This is a genomic window from Streptomyces hiroshimensis (assembly GCF_014650335.1).
In the GTDB taxonomy this organism is placed as follows: domain Bacteria; phylum Actinomycetota; class Actinomycetes; order Streptomycetales; family Streptomycetaceae; genus Streptomyces; species Streptomyces hiroshimensis.
Window position 1 is genome coordinate 1 of the sequence record NZ_BMUT01000032.1, and the last position, 2,141, is coordinate 2,141.

Genomic DNA, 2,141 nt, shown 5'->3' on the forward strand with positions numbered 1-2,141 from the left:
GCTGTCGTGGATGTATCACCGGCCGACCGGCGGGACCGAGGCGTTTTTGCGGAGGAAGTTCGCGAAGAAGCCGGCCATTGCCGAGGCGAATGTGGCGGCGTTCCGGGCGGGCTGGAACTTCGGTGAGACGACCGAGGACTTCGCCGTCTCGTATGAGGTCGCCCCGGCGACGTCCGCGTTCCCGGCGGGCACGTACCGGAATATCTCGGGGAATCTGGCGCTGTCGTACGGGCTGATCGCGGCGGCGCGGCAGGCGGATCTGCCGCTGTATCTGGGTTCGTACCCGATCACCCCGGCCTCGGACATCCTGCACGAGCTGTCGAAGCACAAGAACTTCGGCGTGCGCACGTTCCAGGCGGAGGATGAGATCGCCGGCATCGGCGCGGCTTTGGGTGCGGCGTTCGGTGGCGCTTTGGCGGTGACGACGACCTCCGGGCCGGGTGTGGCGCTGAAGTCGGAGACGATCGGTCTTGCGGTGTCTTTGGAGCTGCCGCTGCTGATTGTCGACATCCAGCGTGGTGGGCCGTCGACGGGTCTTCCGACGAAGACGGAGCAGGCGGACCTCCTGCAGGCCATGTACGGGCGTAACGGTGAGGCGCCGGTGCCGATCGTGGCCCCGAAGACTCCCGCCGACTGCTTCGATGCGGCGGTGGATGCGGCGCGGATCGCGCTGGCCTACCGCACGCCGGTCTTCCTGCTCTCCGACGGGTATCTGGCCAACGGCTCCGAGCCCTGGCGCATCCCCGAGCCCGACGAGCTCCCCGACCTGCGGGTGCAGTTCGCCACCGGCCCCAACCACACCCTGGCCGACGGCACCGAGGTGTTCTGGCCGTACAAGCGTGACCCGCAGACCCTGGCCCGCCCCTGGGCGGTGCCGGGCACGCCGGGGCTGGAGCACCGTATCGGCGGGATCGAGAAGCAGGACGGCACGGGCAACATCTCCTACGACCCCGCCAACCACGACTTCATGGTCCGCACCCGCCAGGCCAAAACCGACGGCATCGCCGTCCCTGCCCTGAGCGTGGACGACCCCGACGACGCCTCCACCCTGGTCCTGGGCTGGGGTTCGACCTACGGGCCGATCACCGCCGCGGTGCGGCGCCTGCGCGCCGAGGGCGTCCCCATCGCCCAGGCGCACCTGCGCCACCTCAATCCCTTCCCGAAGAACCTGGGAGAGGTGCTCAAGCGGTACGACAAGGTGGTCGTGCCGGAGATGAACCTGGGTCAGCTCGCCACGCTCCTGCGGGCCCGCTACCTGACCGACGTCCGCTCCTACACCCAGGTCAGCGGCATGCCCTTCAAGGCCGAGCAGCTCGCCACCGTGCTCAAGGAGGCCATCGATGACTGAGGCACTGAAGCTGGTGCCCAAGGCCGAAGCCCAGCAGTCCATGAAGGACTTCAAGTCCGACCAGGAAGTACGCTGGTGCCCCGGCTGCGGCGACTACGCCATCCTCGCCGCCGTCCAGGGCTTCATGCCCCAGCTCGGCCTCGCCAAAGAGAACATCGTCTTCGTCTCCGGCATCGGCTGCTCCTCCCGCTTCCCGTACTACATGAACACCTACGGGATGCACTCCATCCACGGACGCGCCCCCGCCATCGCCACCGGCCTGGCCACCAGCCGCCGCGACCTGTCCGTCTGGGTCGTCACCGGCGACGGCGACGCCCTCTCCATCGGCGGCAACCACCTCATCCACGCCCTGCGCCGCAACGTCAACCTCAAGATCCTGCTGTTCAACAACCGGATCTACGGGCTGACCAAGGGCCAGTACTCCCCCACCTCCGAAACAGGAAAAATCACCAAGTCCACGCCGATGGGCTCGCTCGACGCGCCCTTCAACCCGGTGTCGCTGGCCCTCGGCGCCGAAGCCTCGTTCGTCGCCCGGACCGTGGACTCCGACCGCAAACACCTCACCGAAGTCCTGCAGCAGGCCGCCCAGCACCCCGGCACCGCCCTGGTCGAGATCTACCAGAACTGCAACATCTTCAACGACGGCGCCTTCGAACCCCTCAAGGACCGCGACCAGGCCAAGGAAGCCGTCATCCGCCTCGAACACGGCCAGCCCATCCGCTTCGGCACCGACAACGACAAGGGCATCGTCCGCAACGCGGCCACCGGCGACCTGCAGGTCGTCCAGGTCACC

At 68.0% G+C, this 2,141-nt stretch carries 2 protein-coding genes; both read left to right on the top strand.

Annotation, left to right across the window (positions count from 1 at the left end; translation table 11 throughout):
* Positions 1-1,348, top strand: a 1,348-nt coding sequence (locus tag IE241_RS33835; RefSeq protein WP_190025713.1) for a 2-oxoacid:acceptor oxidoreductase subunit alpha, incomplete at its 5' end; no start/stop codon positions are given.
* Positions 1,341-2,141 (top strand): 2-oxoacid:ferredoxin oxidoreductase subunit beta (locus IE241_RS33840; RefSeq protein ID WP_190025714.1); only part of this gene is annotated, 801 nt, incomplete at its 3' end. The genes IE241_RS33835 and IE241_RS33840, both read left to right, overlap by 8 nt.